At 46.2% G+C, this 16,086-nt stretch carries 13 protein-coding genes; 6 read left to right on the top strand and 7 right to left on the bottom strand.

Translation table 11 applies throughout. From position 1 onward, the window contains the following. Together BM367_RS07260 and glmS are read right to left on the bottom strand one after the other, a co-directional pair. Entirely contained in the window at positions 1-2,226 is a 2,226-nt protein-coding gene (locus BM367_RS07260) for a DUF4954 family protein (RefSeq protein WP_092459370.1), read from the bottom strand. 56 nt (positions 2,227-2,282) lie between these two features. Further along, entirely contained in the window at positions 2,283-4,139 is a 1,857-nt protein-coding gene (glmS, locus tag BM367_RS07255) for a glutamine--fructose-6-phosphate transaminase (isomerizing) (protein WP_092459368.1), read from the bottom strand. Positions 4,140-4,295: 156 nt separating this feature from the next. Between glmS and BM367_RS07250 the strand changes: the two genes are divergently transcribed. Continuing rightward, on the top strand, positions 4,296-4,760 hold the full coding sequence (locus tag BM367_RS07250) for a DUF4251 domain-containing protein (protein WP_177224146.1): 465 nt from the start codon (positions 4,296-4,298) through the stop codon (positions 4,758-4,760). Positions 4,761-4,777: 17 nt separating this feature from the next. On the opposite strand, the gene BM367_RS07245 is transcribed toward BM367_RS07250, so the two are convergent. Then, the gene (locus BM367_RS07245; RefSeq protein WP_092459364.1) at positions 4,778-5,011 is read right to left on the bottom strand and encodes a hypothetical protein; all 234 of its coding nucleotides are present in this window, start codon (positions 5,009-5,011) and stop codon (positions 4,778-4,780) included. Between the two features lie 435 nt (positions 5,012-5,446). On the opposite strand from BM367_RS07245, the gene BM367_RS07240 reads away from it, so the two are divergent. Beyond that, a complete protein-coding gene (locus BM367_RS07240) occupies positions 5,447-5,875 on the top strand; it encodes a CBS domain-containing protein (protein ID WP_092459362.1) in 429 nt (142 codons plus the stop codon). 40 nt (positions 5,876-5,915) lie between these two features. On the opposite strand, the gene rnc is transcribed toward BM367_RS07240, so the two are convergent. From rnc to BM367_RS07225, 3 genes are read right to left on the bottom strand one after another with little or no spacing between them, the layout of a single operon-like run. Continuing rightward, the gene (rnc, locus tag BM367_RS07235; protein ID WP_245759926.1) at positions 5,916-6,656 is read right to left on the bottom strand and encodes a ribonuclease III; all 741 of its coding nucleotides are present in this window, start codon (positions 6,654-6,656) and stop codon (positions 5,916-5,918) included. 11 nt (positions 6,657-6,667) lie between these two features. Continuing rightward, a complete protein-coding gene (fabF, locus tag BM367_RS07230) occupies positions 6,668-7,921 on the bottom strand; it encodes a beta-ketoacyl-ACP synthase II (protein ID WP_092459360.1) in 1,254 nt (417 codons plus the stop codon). Between the two features lie 29 nt (positions 7,922-7,950). Beyond that, positions 7,951-8,187, bottom strand: coding sequence for an acyl carrier protein (locus BM367_RS07225; protein WP_092459358.1), 237 nt, complete (start codon positions 8,185-8,187; stop codon positions 7,951-7,953). 279 nt (positions 8,188-8,466) lie between these two features. Between BM367_RS07225 and BM367_RS07220 the strand changes: the two genes are divergently transcribed. From BM367_RS07220 to BM367_RS07205, 4 genes are all read left to right on the top strand, one after another. Beyond that, a complete protein-coding gene (locus tag BM367_RS07220) occupies positions 8,467-9,540 on the top strand; it encodes an efflux RND transporter periplasmic adaptor subunit (RefSeq protein ID WP_092459356.1) in 1,074 nt (357 codons plus the stop codon). A gap of 15 nt (positions 9,541-9,555) precedes the next feature. After that, positions 9,556-12,693: an efflux RND transporter permease subunit gene (locus tag BM367_RS07215; protein ID WP_092459354.1), complete on the top strand. Its 3,138-nt coding sequence runs from the start codon at positions 9,556-9,558 to the stop codon at positions 12,691-12,693. Positions 12,694-12,795: 102 nt separating this feature from the next. Continuing rightward, positions 12,796-14,085 carry a TolC family protein gene (locus BM367_RS07210; protein ID WP_177224145.1) on the top strand — a complete coding sequence of 430 codons (1,290 nt, stop codon included), beginning with the start codon at positions 12,796-12,798 and terminating at the stop codon, positions 14,083-14,085. A gap of 11 nt (positions 14,086-14,096) precedes the next feature. Further along, positions 14,097-14,558, top strand: a complete 462-nt coding sequence (locus BM367_RS07205) for a GNAT family N-acetyltransferase (protein ID WP_092459350.1) — start codon at positions 14,097-14,099, stop codon at positions 14,556-14,558. A 64-nt stretch (positions 14,559-14,622) separates the two neighbouring features. Here the strand turns inward: BM367_RS07205 and BM367_RS07200 are convergent, their stop codons facing one another. Then, a complete protein-coding gene (locus BM367_RS07200; protein WP_092459348.1) occupies positions 14,623-15,999 on the bottom strand; it encodes an alkaline phosphatase family protein in 1,377 nt (458 codons plus the stop codon). Positions 16,000-16,086 lie beyond the last annotated feature (87 nt).

Below are 16,086 nucleotides of genomic sequence, written 5' to 3'. Positions count from 1 at the left end.
TTATGAAATGAAAATCTTTTCGATTTTTTGCAGAATCTGTTGGGCTTGTTGCTGATACTGCTGCGAAATTTGTCGGCTCCAAACAATAAAAGGATTGTCGTCCAGCCTGCCCAGCACTTTCTCCATCTGCTTTTCATGGTCATATACCATTTTGCGGAAAGGATTTTCATAATCCTTTTTCCGAGAAAGGTAAATCTGTTCATCTATCCACTGCTGAATATGCACAAATTTTTTCAACCACTGCATCAAAAGATCAGGATGCAAATCATCAGCCGTACATGCATGCAATGCCAGCAAGGCTGCTGCGGCATGATGTTGTTTTTCCTGTTCATATTGTTTGCTCCATTCCTGATATCGCTGATGCAAAGCTTGCCAACTATTGATTTTTCCGGAATGAATGTCCTGTATCAATTGTTCCCGATATCGTTTGGGAACAAGCTGCCCGCCTATGTTTTCCCATTTTTCCAGACATGCTTTCTTGAAAAACTGTTGAATGGATGAGAAATCTTCTTCTTCTGCCAAACGCTGAATCACCGGAAGTAAATTTTTTATGCCGTAATAATGAATCATTTCTCTAAATACCTGATAACCTTCTGCAATTTTGATGAAAATATTGTTGCGCGAAGAATTTTCAAGCCCTTCATAAAGCACTTCCATCTGTTGCAATACAGGATGTTTTGCTTGCAACAGGGATTCACCTGTTTTCTGATAATCTACTTTTTGCAGGTCGGAAACATGCGTATGCAGGTGATTATAATAAGCCTTGCCTGTGGCATAGGCCATTAGTTGCAAGGCATCCAGCATTTCATTCACGGAATCGGGAGCCAGAAAATCATATTCCAGATGTTGAACTTTTTCTGTACGTTGATCTCTGTCCTGATATTTCCAGGCATTGCGGGCCAGGGCATACATGTTGTAACGAAACCAATAGCCAGGCATGACTTTCAATCGGTTTTCGCTTTCTTCATGCACCAGTAAAGAAAAAGGTACACGCAAATCAATTTCAGCTGGATAATTGCCCTTGGCAATCAGCGTAAATGTGGCAAAGCGGGAATTGTGTTTAAGGCTTACGCAAAGACCCGGCCAGAAGCCACGCCCGGCGATGATTTCACCATCAGCGCCCCGTGAATTGTGATTGGAGCCGATGGTGGCTCCGGCAGCCATATTGCTTTGTCCCATCACCAGCGCGGCACATAAAAACGAATTGTTGTGATGTTGTTCATGTGCCGGGAAAATCAAAGAATTCAACACTTCACAACAAGATACAGTTGCATTATTACCCAGATAGGAATTGATAAGCCTGGCACCATATTTCAGGCTGGAATGCGAAGCCATCACAAAACGCACGGCTTTTACACCGTAAAAAACGCGGCATCCATAGCCTATAATCCCATTCACCAATTCACAGCCTTCTCCAATTTGCGAAGGGGCTTCGGCACTGCTGTTAATCGTAATATTCTTGATTTTATTGGCACCCTTGATATAGGCATCGGAACCGATTTTGGTGTCTTTGATGATTTTACAACTTTTAATCACTGTACGATCGCCCACTTCACCATAATAACCCCTTCGATGATCAAATGCCTGAGCGGTGAATTCCATAAACTTTTGCATGAGCAGATCGTCATCTCTGTAACGGCTCCACAAATAGGCATCGCCGGGCAGCATGCCTTCAAAAGGCAATACTTTGCGACCCCCGTTTTCGTTGCAGATTTCCAGCCAGATGCGATGGGATTCCGGCTCGCCCTGTTTCAAAATTCCATTGCCAAACCGGGCATAATCGGTGGTGGCCATTTCATCCACATTGGTCAGGATCACTTCATTGCCGATGATATAATGTGATAAATAATTCACCTGATTGATGACTACATTATCACCCAAATCCGATGAGCAAATGGTGCTGTTGTACAACCCTACGGCCAATCGCAGGTTATGAAATTCCAGATAATAGGGTTCCAGTTTGCCAATCCGCACCAGTCCGTAAAAATGGCAGTTTTTGACCAGCCCGGGATCGAAAGCATCATCTACCAGAATATGATTCCAGTTGTCGGATGTATTGTTGTTGCGCACCAGGGTTTCAATCTCATAAGCCGTGAGCTGGCGGTAGTTGCGGCGTGGGTTTTGCTGGTTGCGGATGTAATATTCATCCGCACCTTCGGGTAAATACTTCGGGTCAATGAAATGATAACCCAGAGCCTGAAGTGGATGCTTGGTGATGTTGTTCATATCGGCCGGATTTTAAAACTGTCCGTTTGCAAACGGCAATCAGTTCTGATTATTTCTTATTCTACGGTTACCGATTTGGCCAGATTGCGCGGTTTATCGACATCATATCCTCTGGCAACCCCAATGTAATATGCGAGCAACTGCAGGGGAATCACATTCAGGATGGGGGCCACCATTTCATCGGCAGCCGGCACTGCTATCACATCATCAGCCATGTGTGGCACCACTTCATCGCCTTCCGTAATCACGGCAATGACCCTGCCCCTGCGGGCTTTGATTTCCTGAATATTGGATACAATTTTTTCATGAAAACGATCGCGGGTAGCTACAAACAAAACCGGCAATTGTTCATCTACCAGTGCAATCGGACCATGTTTCATTTCGGCAGCCGGATAACCTTCGGCATGGATATACGAGATTTCTTTCAGTTTCAATGCCCCTTCCAGCGCTACCGGGAAATTATATCCCCGTCCCAGATACAGAAAATCGCGTGCTGATGCATATTTTTCTGCTATGGCTTTGATATTTTCATGCTGCTGCAGGATTTCCTTCACCTTTTCGGGAACCAAAGCCAGTTCATGCAGCACATGCAAAAATCTTTCCCTCGACAAAGTGCCTTTTTCATAGCCCACCTTCAAGGCTATCATACACAAAACAGCCAGCTGAGCCGTAAATGCCTTGGTGCTGGCTACACCAATTTCCGGACCTGCATGCGTATAAGCTCCTGCGTGCGAAGCCCGGGCAATGGAAGAGCCCACCACATTGCAGATGCCAAAGATAATAGCTCCGGCTTTTTTGGCTTCTTCTATGGCTACCAGGGTATCGGCTGTTTCTCCCGACTGGGAAATAGCCATCACCATATTGCCGGGATGAATCACTGGATTGCGATACCGGAATTCCGATGCATATTCTACTTCCACCGGAATGCGGCAAAGTTCTTCAAACATATATTCCGCCGTAAGTGCAGCATGCCAGGAAGTACCACAAGCTACCATGATGATGCGCTGTGCATCGATAAACTTCTGCATATATTCCTCTACTCCCCGCATGGTGATCATGCCCCGTTGCTCATCCAGCCGGCCACGCAAGCTATCAAAAATGGTATCGGGCTGCTCAAAAATTTCCTTGAGCATGAAATGATCAAAACCGCCTTTTTCAATAGCAGCCAGCTCCAAATCCAATTTCTGAATAAATGGCGTTTGCCTTTCATTGCCCAGGTTTTTCAGGATCAGCTCATCGGCTTTGACAATCGCTACTTCATAATCATTCACAAACACCACTTCTTTTGTATATTCAATAATGGGTGACGGATCGGATGCCAGAAAATGCTCACCCCTTCCTACTCCAATCACCAGGGGAGTTCCTTTGCGTGCGGCAATTAAAGTGTCGGGATGATCTGCATCTAAAATCACAATCACATAAGCGCCTACTACCCTTCGCAACGCGATACGCACAGCTTCTTCAAGCTCACATTGATTGTGTTGCTGAATATCTTCAATGAAATGAATCAATACTTCCGTGTCGGTATCGCTGGCAAATACATGCCCTTTGTTCAGCAATTCCTGCTTAAGGGCAGCATAGTTTTCAATGATACCATTGTGAACAATGGCCAAACGGCCGCTGCCCGACAGGTGAGGATGCGCATTGCGATCACTGGGCTCGCCATGTGTAGCCCAGCGAGTGTGGCCAATACCCACATGGCTGTTCAGATTTTTCCCTGCAAGAAACTCTTCCAGATCGGCTACTTTGCCTTTTCTCTTGTAAACCGCCAGATGCGGATTTTGGCCCGGTTCCCCATCCTGTATCAAAGCAATTCCCGCACTATCATAACCACGATATTCCAAACGTTTCAATCCTTTTAAAATAACAGGATAAGCCTGGCGATGACCAATGTAAGCAACAATGCCACACATAAAAATTCAATAAGGTTAGACGTGTTCAGAAATATGCAAACAAATATCCGAATAAATTAACGACATGCTCATAGCTTCGGAAACAGGCGAAAATTTATCTGTTTTTTGACAGGATTTTGCATGGGTTTTGCTCATAATTTTTCAAATCTTTGGAATATGAAAACGGCCGTGATGCTTGCTTTGTTGTGTAGCGGCTTGTACCTGCCCGCACATGCACAGGATCGCTTGCAGGGACAGGCACTGGAGAAAGCCGTGCAGGACAGAAAGTTTGTGTTTTATGCCCGAACCGCCCTTCCTCTGCAGGGCCGCATGATTAACCTGACCGACCTTAGCTACACCCTGAAAGTGATGCCCGATTCCCTGTACGCCAGCCTGCCCTATTTTGGAGAGGCTTATGTGGCTCCTGCCAACCCGGCTGAAGGAGGCATCCACATCCGCAGCGGAAAGTATCGGTACCAACTCAATCGTAAAAAATCGGGCTGGCATCTGACTCTTTTCCCTACCGGAAGTGGAGATGTCTATCGGATGGATCTTGATATCAGCACCGAAGGCTACGCCAGCCTTTACATCATTCCCAATCAACGCGAAGCGATCTCTTATTCCGGCATCATCAGCAAATAAAAATGGGATGAGCACTATCAGAAAAAATAACGTTGTTTTTCTTCCCTTTTCTGTTTTTGTCCTGCCTCACGAAGATCATACACGAATTTTACCATGAAATAACGATGCAATACGCTGTTTCTGGTATCCTGAATATAGGTTTTTGAAATAACCCGCTGCACATTTGCATTTTGATTCAACAAATCAAATACCGTAAATTCCAGACTGCCCTGCCTATTGCTGAAAAAGCCAGATCCAGCGTAATATTCCACAACCAGAAGTTTTTGCTGAATCCGAGCGTTGTGTGGCTATTATGAATATAACTCAAATCATTTCAGGATTTTCGTTTACCATACATAGCAACTTTGAATTATCCACAACTGGGAATAGTTACATAAGGGATAGGTGCTGCAATTAAGCCTGATAACTGAATGTAACTCTGTTTCCAATTCTTAAAACGATTGCAAAATCAATACTTGAAAAAACAAAGAACTGTGTTGTGAGAAATTTATATTCTGAGCAAATAAATGAAACTGCCTCTATCAGCAGGAACTTACAGCAGACATGAAAACCTGATCTGATTGTTTCTGCCTATCCGATTTCATATGGAACAATATGAGCTAAAAATGGCTGGGGCCCCTTGCCATTTTCAATTATTTACCGTATATTGAGATGGCGCTTTTCCTGAACACCTAAAACCCACTGTCATGATTAATGTAGCCAACATTCTCTCCCGCAAGGATCGCCGGCTGATTTCCGTGACGCCCGACACGCCGGTACTGGATGCCCTTCGCATCATGGCTGATGAAAATGTAGGATCTGTACTCGTGATGGAAAACAATACCTACAAAGGCTTGCTTACCGAACGGGATTACGCCCGTAAAGTGATTCTGAAAGGAAAATCATCCGCCGATACGCCGGTTTCAGAAATCATGTCAACGGATCTGCCTCGCATTTCTCCAGAAGATTCCATTGAACATTGTATGGAACTCATGTCCAGCAGGAACATCCGCTACCTGCCCGTCTTCCGCAACAACGAGCTGGTAGGCATCATATCCATCAATGACGTGATTAAGGCGATCATCACCCATCAGGAGCAAACCATTCAGCAGCTTACTTCCTATATTCATTCCTGATTTTCGGTGATAGCAAAATCAATCAGAATTTTCGAGAGTTTCAGACAGAGGAATGATGTTCGTTGAGGCCTAATTTTTCCAGTGCCAGCTTAGCGGCTATCTGACCAGCATCTTTTTTATTGTAAGCCTTACCGGTGCTAATAATTTTGCCATCTACCACCGCCGCAACGGTGAAGACTTTTCGGGCTCCTTTCATTTCCTCCTCAATCAACTCAAACTCCAGTTGATGGCCATATTTATTGGCCCAGCCGTATAATTTGTTTTTATGGTTGATTTCGGTGTGTTCCAGGGCTTCCATGTCCATATACGGCGCAATGATAGATTGATATACAAACTGACGGGTCTTATCATAGCCCTTGTCAAGATAAATGGCTCCCACAAGGGCTTCCAGCGCATTCCCAAAGATATGGCTGATTTTGAGCAGGCTGTTGTATTTATCGTAATGAACCAGCTTGCGCAGGCCCATTTTAATGGCAATTTCGTTGAGCTGCTGGCGGTTGACCATTTTGGAACGCATCTCGGTAAGATAACCTTCTGATCGGCCGGGATATTTGTGATAGAGATAATCTCCTACAATAGCCCCCAGTACGGCATCGCCCAGATATTCCAGGCGTTCGTTGCTTTCGCGGTTGTGTTCGGTTATGGAACGATGGCTGAGGGCTGTTTCATACAGCTTCAGATGATGGGGCGTGAATCCGAGGATTTGTTTTAAAGCCTTTTTCAGTTGCCGGTTCTCATTCACGCCTAACCAGCGGCTCCATATGCGACGTATCGAGGCCAAGGTTGAAATCTTCAGGGAACAAATTTCTTGAAGATTACGGAGGCGTTATGTCCGCCAAAGCCAAAAGTATTGCTTAAAGCAGCTCTAACTTGTCTTTGCTGAGCCTTGTTGAATGTAAAATTGAGCCGGGCATCGAGCTGGGGATCATCGGTGAAATGATTGATGGTAGGCGGTACCCAATCATGCACAACAGCCAGGATTGATGCAATGGCTTCAATGGCACCTGCAGCGCCAAGCAGATGACCCGTCATCGATTTGGTGGAGCTGATGTTGAGCCGATAAGCCGCTTCGCCAAACACCTGCTGGATGGCTTTTATTTCGGCCACATCGCCCAGCGGTGTAGAAGTGCCATGTACATTGATATAATCAATATCTTCCGGCTTCATCCCTGCATCTGCCAGGGCTTCCCGCATCACATTCACAGCACCCAGCCCTTCCGGATGAGGTGCCGTCACATGATAGGCATCGCCAGTAGCCCCACCACCCGCAAATTCAGCGTAAATATGTGCACCACGCTGCCGGGCATGTTCCAGCTCTTCCAGCACCAACCCGCCTGCACCTTCGCCCATCACAAACCCATCCCTGTCCAGATCAAAGGGGCGGGAAGCTGTTTTCGGATCATCGTTCCGCTCAGAAAGGGCACGCATGGCGTTGAAACCACCAATGGCCACCTCATTGATCACACTTTCCGAGCCGCCACAAATGATCACCTTGGCTTTGCCCAGCCGGATCAGGTTAAAAGCTTCTATAAGTGCATTGGTGGAAGAAGCACAGGCCGAAACCACAGCAAAATTGGGTCCCCGGAAACCATGACGGATGGAAATCTGCCCCGCTGCAATATCCATGATCATCTTGGGAATGAAAAACGGACTGAAACGGGGTGTACCATCACCCAGATAAAACCCCTTGATTTCCTCAATCAGCGTAAACAGGCCGCCAATGCCGGACGACCAAATGACACCCACCTGCTCAGGATCAACCGAAGTTTCCTTCAGCCGGGCATCGGCCACCGCCTGATCAGCACAGATAACTGCCAGCTGCACAAAAGGATCCATCTTGCGCAGTTCCTTCTTGTCAAGGAACTGCGCCGGATCAAAGTTTTTCAGCTGACAGGCAAACTTGGTTCTGAACCTGGAAGTATCAAACGATGTAATGAAATCAGCACCCGAAACCCCATTTATCAATCCCGTCCAGTAATCCTGAACAGTATTGCCAATGGGTGTGATGGCACCCAATCCCGTGATGACAACGCGTTTTAATTCCATTAATCGTTCGACAAAAGACTTTCAGAAACTTACTTTACGTGTTCTTCCAGATAAGCAATAGCCTGGCCAACCGTAGTGATGGTTTCAGCCTGTTCATCAGGAATGGAAATATTGAACTCCTTTTCAAATTCCATGATGAGTTCAACGGTGTCCAATGAATCAGCTCCTAAGTCGTTGGTAAAACTGGCTTCCGGTGTAACCTCTGATTCATCTACACCTAACTTGTCCACAATAATTTTCTTAACGCGGGTTGCAATGTCAGACATAACGGTTAGTGTTTAAGGTTATTTGACTGCAAAAATATAATTTTTGAGAAATCTTTTGCTTTCGGTCAAATTTTTGCTCATTCATTGCTCATCTCCCTATAACCGTATGAGCTGCTTGAACTTTTCACAGCTTTGGTGAAACAATATTCAACATTCATTGAAAAATAGCATTTATTTGTTTAATTCTTCTGAACCCCGCCCCCGTTTCTTTAATGATTTCTCTAATTTTGTTAAGCTTTGGTTGTTTCTGCTTTCTCATCCATAAACGATTTCCCAAAAATGAAAAAATTTTCTGCGGCATCGCTGATTTTCATCCTGCTGGGCATTACAGCCATTGGGGCATTGGTGGCCAATAAGCTGAAAAAGGATCGTCAGCTCAGGCAACAGCAAATGCTTGCCCGACGGGGTTCTGGCGTGCTGCAGGTTGATGTGTTTGTGGTAAAACCCCAGGTCATCCAGCAAACTCTTGATGCCAGCGGTACGCTGATGAGCAATGAATGGATTAATCTGCAACCCGAAGTGAGCGGCCGCATTACTGAACTGAACTTCAGGGAAGGCAGTTACGTGAAAAAAGGTACACTGCTGGTAAAATTGTATGACGGCGATCTGCAGGCTCAGCTTCAAAAACTGCAGGCCCAGCTGGCCCTCCAGCAGCTTACTCTGGAACGCCAGGAAAAATTACTGGCCATTAACGGCATCAGCCAGCAGGATGTGGATAACACCCGCAACCAGATTGCATCTATCCAGGCCGATATTCGCAATGTGGAAGCCCAAATTCGCAAAACCGAAATCTATGCTCCTTTTGATGGCGTAATGGGCCTTCGCAACGTAAGCCTCGGCGCAGTTGTCACGCCTGCTACCATCATTGCTACCCTTCAACAGATTGATCCCTTGAAACTCGATTTTACCATTCCCGAAAAATATGCTCCTTTGATTGACACCCATGTACCCGTAAGCTTTCGTACAGCAGGTTTTGATCAGGATTTTCAGGGGTGGATTTATGCCATTGAACCCCAAATTGATGAAAATACCCGAACGATCCGGATTCGCTGCCATGTGCCCAACCCCGCACAAAAACTGTTACCGGGTGCCTATGCCGATGTGAAGCTGGTATTGAAAAAAATTCCACAGGCACTGATGATTCCCACACAAGCCATTGTCCCCACGACACGCGACCAACAGGTAGTAGTTTACCGGCATGGCAAGGCCAGCTTTGTAAACGTGCAGACGGGCATTCGGCAGGAAGATTTTATTCAGATTACCCATGGGCTTTCACCAGGCGATACCGTTTTGATTACCGGTATGATGCAAGCGAGACCCGGTATGGCCTTGCATATCAACCAGGTTTTGTAATTTATTGATGAAGCTATGAGCTTACCGTCCCTTTCACTGAAACGCCCCGTGCTGGCCATCGTGATGAATATCATCATCGTGATATTCGGGGTTATTTCTTTTAAATTCCTGGGCGTACGCGATTATCCGGCTATTGATCCCCCCGTGATCAACGTCCGGACAACCTATTCCGGTGCCAATGCCGATATTATTGAATCACAAATCACCGAACCTCTCGAAAAATCCATCAATGGCATTGCCGGTGTAAAAAGCATTTCTTCAACCAGCGCCCAGGGATTGAGCAATATTACCGTGGAGTTCGACTTAGGCTCCGATCTGGAAGCCGCAGCCAACGATGTACGCGACAAGGTATCACAGGCCGTGCGCCAGCTCCCGCAGGATATTGACGCTCCGCCCGTGGTAACCAAAGCCGACGCCAACTCCGATGCCATCATCACCATGACGGTGCAAAGCAATACCAAAAGCCAGCTGGAAGTGACCGATTACGCTGAAAATGTGCTGATGGAAAAATTGCAAACCATTCCCGGCGTGAGTACCATCCAGGTGTGGGGCGAAAAAAAATATGCCATGCGCCTGTGGATGGACCCGGAAAAAATGGCTGCCTACGACATCACTCCACAGGACGTGGAAAATGCCCTAAACCGCGAAAACGTAGAATTGCCCTCCGGAAAAATCACAGGCAATGCCACTGAGCTCATCGTGCAAACCTCCGGCAGGCTGCTTACGGAAAACGATTTTAACAACCTGATCATCAAAAACCAAAATGGCCAGATTGTCCGCTTTTCTGATATTGGCCGGGCTATGCTGGGCCCAGAAAATGAAGAAACCGTATTGAAGGAAAAAGGCATTCCCATGATTGGCCTGGCCCTGGTACCCCAGCCCGGATCCAACTATGTGGCCATTGCAGAAGAATTTTATAAACGTTTTAATCAAATCAAAAAAGATATCCCAAAAGATTTTAAAGTAGATATCGCTCGCGATACAACCCGCTACATCAAGCAATCCATCTCAGAAGTAGAAGAAACCCTCATCATAGCTCTGCTGCTGGTGGTGCTGATTATCTTCATTTTCTTCCGCGACTGGCTCATTGCCCTGCGTCCCTTGCTCGATATTCCGGTATCGCTGATTGGCGCATTTTTCATCATGTATATTTTTGGTTTTTCTATCAACATCCTTTCTCTGCTGGCCATTGTGCTGGCTACAGGACTGGTGGTAGACGATGGTATTGTGGTTACCGAAAATATTTTCAAAAAACTGGAAGCTGGCATGCCGCGCCTGCAGGCAGCCCGGGAAGGATCAGATGAGATTTTCTTTGCTGTGGTAGCCACTTCCATCACACTCGCTTTCGTGTTCCTGCCCATTATTTTTCTCCAGGGATTGATAGGCCGGCTGTTTCGCGAATTTGGTATTGTCGTGGCCGGTGCGGTGCTAATTTCTGCATTCGTTTCGCTTACCCTCACCCCAGTGCTGAACGTATTGCTTTCCCGCAAAACCCTCCACCGTTCAAAGTTTTACAACCAGACGGAACCCTTTTTCCGGGGAATGGAAAATGGCTACAAGCAATCATTGACGCGTTTTATGCGCCATCGCTGGCTGGCGCTGGTTATTGTAGCCGCCTGCCTGGGTATTTCAGCACTGATTTATAAACATCTGCCAACCGAATTAGCCCCTCTGGAAGACAGAAGTGAATTCCGGCTCACGGTTACTGCACCCGAGGGCACTTCTTTCGATTACATGGATCGGTATATGGATCGCCTGATCCAGTTTATGATAGATTCTGTGCCCGAACATCGTATCATTTTGAGCGTAACATCTCCCGGATTTGGCGGATCGGGAGGAGCTAATACCGGATTTATGTATGTAACCCTGGTGCCACCGGCCGATCGAACACGCTCCCAGCAAGATATTGTGAATTACGTGAATGCCCACATGCGCGATTTCACCGAAGGACGGGCCTATGCCATCCAGACCCAAACCATTCAGGTGGGCCATCGGGGCGGATTACCTGTGTCTTTTGTATTGCAAAATCTGGACTTTGACAAGCTGAAAAACGTATTGCCCCGTTTCATGGAGGAGGTCAACCAGGATCCGGTGTTCCAGGGAACAGATGTGGATTTGAAATTCAATAAACCTCAACTCACGGTGCAGATCGATCGGGCAAAAGCCACCAGCATGGGAGTTTCCGTAGCCGATATCTCGCAAACCCTTCAGCTGGCACTGGCCAATACCCGCTATGGCTATTTCACCATGAATGGCAAACAATACGCAATCATCGGCGAATTATCACGCCCGTATCGGGATGATCCATCTGATTTAAAAAACATTTACGTACGCAACAATTTGGGTCAACCGGTGCCCATTGATAATCTCGTACAGATTTATGAAACTACGGCCCCACCACAGATCTATCACTGGAACCGATATAAATCAGCCACCATATCGGCCGGACTGGCTCCCGGCAAAACCATTGGCGACGGCATTGCCGAAATGCAACGCATTTTCCAGAAATTGAAAAAAGAAGGTGTTATCGATGATTCGTTTGTCACCTCGCTTTCCGGTTCATCACGCGATTTTGCAGAAAGCCAGTCGGGCATCTCCTTCGCCCTGGTGTTTGCCCTGATCCTGATTTACCTGGTGCTGGCTGCCCAGTTCGAAAGCTTCATCGATCCGATTATCATCATGATTACGGTGCCACTGGCTGCTGCCGGTGCCTTGATTTCCCTATGGCTGTTTGATCAGACATTAAACATCTTTTCCCAGATTGGCATGATTATGCTGATCGGGCTGGTTACAAAAAATGGTATTCTCATCGTAGAGTTTGCGAATAAAAAACGTGAACAAGGCCTTTCCAAACGGGAAGCAGCCATTGAAGCGGCTACCCTGCGGCTGCGGCCTATTCTGATGACCAGCCTGGCCATGTCGCTGGGTGCTTTGCCCATCGCTTTATCACTTGGTGCATCGGCAACCAGCCGGGTACCCCTTGGCATTGTGATCGTAGGAGGCGTTATTTTTTCTTTGATTCTCACTTTGTTTGTCATCCCTGCCATGTACACTTACCTGGCTTCCGAACGCGGCCTGTATCATGAAGATACCGGAACTCAACCTATCAGGCAGCCCGCCGACAAAGAAGCTTATGTATGGGATAAAGGATAAAGGAACAAACCATTGTCTATGGAGGATTTTTTGCAGAAGATGATTTGCATGATGAAATACTTGCGTCTGATGTTTTCTAAATTTCCATTAGTTGCCTGTTTTATGTTGCTGATAAGTTTGCTGGCTAAAGTATCAGCACAACCGTTGATGACACTCGATCAAGCCATTGCCATAGGTATCAAAAACAACTATAACATTTTAATGGCCAGAAATGAACAAGAAGTGGCCAATAATGATTACCGCTATGCTTACGGGGCTTTGCTTCCGCAAATCAACCTGAATGCTACACGCAACTGGTCATCCAACAATGTGAATCAATCTTTTTCTGATGGCAGAAAGGTAGATAAAAAAAATGCACGATCGAACGTCTGGAACCTTACCGGCAATTTAAACTGGACTTTGTTCGATGGTTTGCGCATGTTTGCCGCTGCTGATGAACTGAAAAACATTCGCGACAGAGGTGAATTAGCGGTTAAAAGCCAGGTGATCCAAACGGTTGCAGCTATCATGAATACTTATTATCAAATTGTCCAGCAAAAACAACAGCTGGCTGCTATTGCTGAACAGATGCAGATTTCAGAAGAAAGAGTGCGTATTGCACAAAATAAATTTGCTTCCGGGCTGGGATCCAAACTGGATGTACTTCAAGCCCAGGTTGACTTAAACGCGCAACGTTCAGCTTATTTACAACAACAAACGTTGATTTCGAAAACCAAAGCTTCCCTGAATCAATTGATTGCATTGCCACCCGATCAGGATTTTGAAGTAGAAGATTCCATTCCCGTTGATACCACCTTGCAGATTACCAATCTTAAAACCGAGGCGTTGCAGCAAAATCCGGATCTGTTAATTGCTTCAAAAGATATTCAAATTGCACAAAACAATTTGCAAATTACCCGCGCCCAACGTTTTCCCACCCTTTCTTTTAACACCACCTATAGCTTCAATAAACAAAATTCCCAGGCTACCAATCCATATCAACCTATTTCCAACCGCAATCTGGGACTCACCTATGGCTTTTCAGCCAGCATTCCCATCTTTCATGGATTCGATATCAAACGGCAAATCGAAGACGCACAATTGAATATTCAATATCAGCAAGTAAATCTGCAGAACCAAACCAGTCAGCTTGAATTAGCCCTGCAGAATGCATATCGGGATTATCGCTATTTTATTCAAGCCATGCAACTGGAAGAAAACAACGTGCAGGTAGCCGAAGAAAATGTACATATCGCCCTGGCTGCATTTGAACAAGGACAAACGACTACGCTTGACGTCAGAACGGCTCAGCAAGGACTGGCCGACGCACAAGCAAGGCTTATTACCGCTCGATATAATGCCAAACAGGCTGAAATTACACTGCTGCAATTGAAAGGAGATCTGGTGCAATAACTTATTAAACGATGTTGTCACTTCCGCTTCGTTTTGAACTGATTCCCTACGGTTCAGCATCTTATCAGGAAATGATCCGGTTGCGCGAAAAGATATTGCGCATTCCGCTGGGGCTGCGGTTTTCAGCAGATGAACTGATCGCAGAAAAAAACGATTGGCATGTGGGTGCTTTTTTGTTACTCACCAATCAGCTGATAGCCTGTTGTGTGCTGAGCCCAGTTGATCATCAAACTGTGAGGCTGCGCCAAATGGCAGTGGAGACCCATTTTCAACGACAAAAAATGGGTACTGCCTTATTGCAATACGCCGAACAAATAGCCAGATCAAAAGAATTCCAGACCATTGTGCTGCATGCGCGGGTATATGCCATGGCATTTTACCAGAAACATGGTTATACGGTGACAGGCGATGTATTTACAGAAGTCACCATTCCTCATGTAAAAATGAAAAAAGATATTCAGCTCGGTGGATGACAGCCTCAATAATCAGCTGCCTGATACATACTCCTGATATTGCATGAAGATGAAGAAAATGCATTCAGTTGCCTTGCAACGCCTGTACAATAAAGCCATAGACATCAACAGGACTGATGCATTCCGGCAATGCCATGGCTGCTGCAAACAAAGGTGCATGGTTTCGATCAAGTTCCACACATCCGGAAGCAGCTTTTATCAAAGTATCTGGTGCATGAGCATTTGTTTCCGGAAAATCTGTCTGCAAAGACGATGAGGGTGCTTGTGATTGCCTGCCTGGCGCAGATCCCAACAAGGCATAAGTACCATAAGGTTCGGCATACGCCATTGCATAATGTTGGTAAGGTGCTGCTTCTTTGCTTCGCCAGTAATCATAAGCAAACCACCGGCCGGATTCTGCAATCACCACGTAATCTCCGGCTCTTGGATGAGCAATACGCCGGTTTCGTTTTTCAGCTCTGTCCCAAACAGCTGCCACACCATCTATTTGCTGCAAAAAGGCCTTCAGCCGACGGGCCTGCTTCGGATCCTGCACATATACGTGTGCTATTTGATGATCGGCCACGGCAAAAGCCTTTGACTCCATCACATCCAGGAATTCCTGACCGTACTGCGAAATCACCTCCAGCCATCCTTCTTCCCGAAGCAACCGGTTTATATAAACGGGCTGATGTACGGGCGTATACACCTCATCCGAAAGCAGCATGACCTGCACATCATGAGCTTCATACAGTGAAATCAGCTGCATGCACAACCGATCTACAGATGCCAATATAGTACCCAGCTGCGCAGTCTCCAATCCTTTTACGGGAAATTGGTAAGATAGTTCAGGAAGCGAAATGCAGGTGAGATGAGGCTTCTCATGCATTTCAACCCACTGTGCCGTGCGAAAAATACGTTCATTCATCTGCTGCAACTCTTCAGCCTCACTCCGGATGCGCGAAGGTGTGGCCATTTCTTTCCGATAAAGCAGATCCCGAAATTCTTCCCATTCTTCTGCCAAACGGGTGAGCAATGATTTCGGCTTCACATATACCTGCGGAACAGGCGGCCAGAAAGCCATCCGGTAAGGTTTAAAACCAGCTACAATATCGCAGCTGTTTTGAAAATAATGATGCCAACCAATAAGGGCACACCGAAAATCCGGATATTTTGCTTTCATCCTCTGCCAGATGCCGGGATGCTGGATGAGCCTACCTGAGGGAAACTGCCAATGAATCAAAGCCTGATCAGCTTCGTACCAGCCATTGCCCACAATACCATGATCCGTAGGCCAGCTTCCGGTTAAAAAGCTCGCCTGCATGCTGGGCGAAAGCATAGGAAACGAAGCCTGAATAGGAGCATAACGCACACCCGATAACCAGGTATCTAACTGAGGAGTGAATTTTCTGATCAAATCAACCGAAAGACCTGAAATGTTGATGATGGCAACACGGTTCATATCCCTGATTCAATATTAGCCTTGCAAGCGGTCGTTTCAAAGGATAGGCCATCATATGCTTAAAAGCTCATTCGAGGCTAAAGTTAT

This window comes from Thermoflavifilum thermophilum (assembly GCF_900116565.1).
Taxonomy (GTDB): Bacteria; Bacteroidota; Bacteroidia; order Chitinophagales; family Chitinophagaceae; genus Thermoflavifilum; species Thermoflavifilum thermophilum.
This window is presented reverse-complemented; position numbering and strand designations above follow the sequence as displayed.